This is a genomic window from Schnuerera sp. (assembly GCF_035459645.1).
Lineage (GTDB): Bacteria > Bacillota > Clostridia > Tissierellales > Tepidimicrobiaceae > Schnuerera.
Window position 1 is genome coordinate 1 of the sequence record NZ_DATHXO010000235.1, and the last position, 2,312, is coordinate 2,312.

At 28.4% G+C, this 2,312-nt stretch carries 4 protein-coding genes; all 4 read right to left on the reverse strand.

Annotated features, from left to right (window positions below; translation table 11 throughout):
* Positions 1 to 611 (reverse strand): LrgB family protein (locus VK998_RS05520; RefSeq protein WP_325226382.1); only part of this gene is annotated, 611 nt, incomplete at its 3' end.
* A 3-nt stretch (positions 612 to 614) separates the two neighbouring features.
* On the reverse strand, positions 615 to 983 hold the full coding sequence (locus tag VK998_RS05525) for a CidA/LrgA family protein (protein WP_325226383.1): 369 nt from the start codon (positions 981 to 983) through the stop codon (positions 615 to 617).
* A 98-nt stretch (positions 984 to 1,081) separates the two neighbouring features.
* Positions 1,082 to 1,573, reverse strand: a complete 492-nt coding sequence (locus VK998_RS05530; RefSeq protein ID WP_325226385.1) for a ferritin-like domain-containing protein — start codon at positions 1,571 to 1,573, stop codon at positions 1,082 to 1,084.
* A gap of 67 nt (positions 1,574 to 1,640) precedes the next feature.
* The coding region (locus tag VK998_RS05535) for a hypothetical protein (RefSeq protein ID WP_325226387.1) at positions 1,641 to 2,312 on the reverse strand (672 nt) is incomplete at its 5' end.

Here is a 2,312-nt window from a genome sequence, read left to right on the forward strand (position 1 = left end):
CCTTCTGTTTCTCCCATCTCTATAGCTTTGGCAGTACCTAATGCATGAGAAGCGGTCCCTAGAGCTACTCCTTTAGAAACTTTGTCATTTATTCTAAATAATCTTAATATATATTCTCCAATGAAATTTCCCCCTATTCCAGCCACTGCTGTAAAAGCTACAGCAAGAGTAGGCAATCCTCCTATTTGGTTTGCTATTTCCATGGAAATAGCTGTAGTGGTTGATTTAGGTAACATGGAAACCATAATCCCATGGTCTATTTCTAAAAATTTACTTAATAAAAGTATAGTAAAAAGTCCAGCCAAGCTCCCTATAATTATTCCAATTAATATAGACAGCCATCTTTCTTTTAGCAATTTAATATTTTTATACAAGGGAACTGCTAAAACTACTGTAGCAGGTGCAATGAAAAAACTTATTATACTTCCTCCTTTATTATAAGTATCGTAATCTATATCAAAGTATAATAGAAAACTTATAATAATTATCCCAGCTATAAACAAAGGATTAAATAATGCTATTTTACTCTTTTTATTTATGTACATTCCAATAATAAATGCAACTATCGATAATGTGATCCCAAATAGTGGAGTATCTAAATACATTGCCATGCTCTATGCTCCTTTCCTATCTTTTTTTGTTATATGCTTATCCAAAAATTGTACGGTTAGTCCCGTTACCACCATTACTACAACGGTAGATGTAAATAGTATTATTAATAAATAAACCCAGATATCTTTTACTTTATCAAATAGATTCATTATTCCTACAACAGGAGGCACAAAGAATAAAGTCAAATGTTCTAATAATACATTGGATGCTTTTTCAATCCTTTCCATCTTTAAAATCTTAGTCATTAACAACAATAATAAAATTATCATCCCTAAGATAGTCCCTGGTATAGGTAAATTGTACTTTAGTTGTAAAATTTGCCCTACAAAAAGTATTATCAATACAAGGCTAAATTCTTTTAATGTTTTCAATATATCACTCCTAGTATTTCTAGTTTTCTTATTTTATTATATACTTTATTGTCTAAAATAAAAAGGAGAAGGTCGCTGAGCAACCTTCTATGTAATGATTAAAATGGTGCATAACCTTGTTCTGACCACCAATCTTCTTTATACATATTATATTGTTCAGTGAATTGTTCTAGATGAACTTGTTCCCATTTTATTAATAAATCATATAACTCTTTTGCTTCTCCAATATTAGTCTTAGTTTTAGCTTCTTCATAAAAATCAATAGATGCCTGCTCCATCTGCATACCGATACTAAATACCGACATAGCTAAACTTATATATTCTTTATCTACTTTTTCCCAATTATAAATTTCTGGCGAAGGTGGCATCTCTTCAAAAGCCAATTTTCTATCGTCTTCATTGCTCTTTTTTACTTTTTCAAATAAGGCCTCTAAATATCCTACATGTTTTAATTCTTCATTAGCAAGTTCCAGTAAGGCTTCTTTACTATCACTAGTACCAGCTTGATTAGCAGCCATTCGATAAAATTCATAGCCTTCTATCTCGTTTAAAATAGCTTGCTTTATAATATTTAATTCTTCCTTTAACATATAACTCATCCCCTTTTCATATAGTTTCTTATTATATTTAATTTACCCCTTTTTACATAGAAAATAACTATTTAATTTTGACTAATACATAATAATTTATATTATTAAATACTATATCTTCCATGTTATCAAGATTTTGTCCATCTATATTATCTATAATAAACTTAACTCTTACTCTATCATTTTCATCTATGAATATCATTTTATCTGCTTCTATTATATTATTATATCTATCACTTACATTCTGATTACTTCCCACAATCTCCATGGCATAATCCTTTAAATTCTTATTATATATTATATTATCTTTTTCCTCTATTTTAAAATCATGATTATTTTTGTTATATGAAACTATAATATTGTCCATAATTTCAGTTCTTCCTATTATACTATAAGATTCTAATAGATAATCATATCTTTTAACTTCAAAGACTTTACCTCTTCTCTCTGCATGATAATGGAAATAATTATCTCTATATAGACCTTCCTTTACATAGGGAAACCCAAATACCCTATCCATATCTTCTATTTTAAAATCTTTCGATAACAACTTAATATCCTTTAATGAATGATTATTCTTAAAGTATCTAAGTATTGCACTTATTTCTCCTTTGTCTTCAGAGGATATATCCTCTGGTGCTTTAGATATTTTACTTTCTTCTAACATATGATTTCTCAACAAAATAGATTTTAATCTATTATTTTGACTTAATTTAGATACAGAAAAACTACTCAATGG

Excerpts from the sequence above, each read along its gene's own strand:
- VK998_RS05530 (WP_325226385.1), bottom strand. The coding sequence starts at position 1,573 with ATGTTAAAGGAAGAATTAAATATTATAAAGCAAGCTATTTTAAACGAG.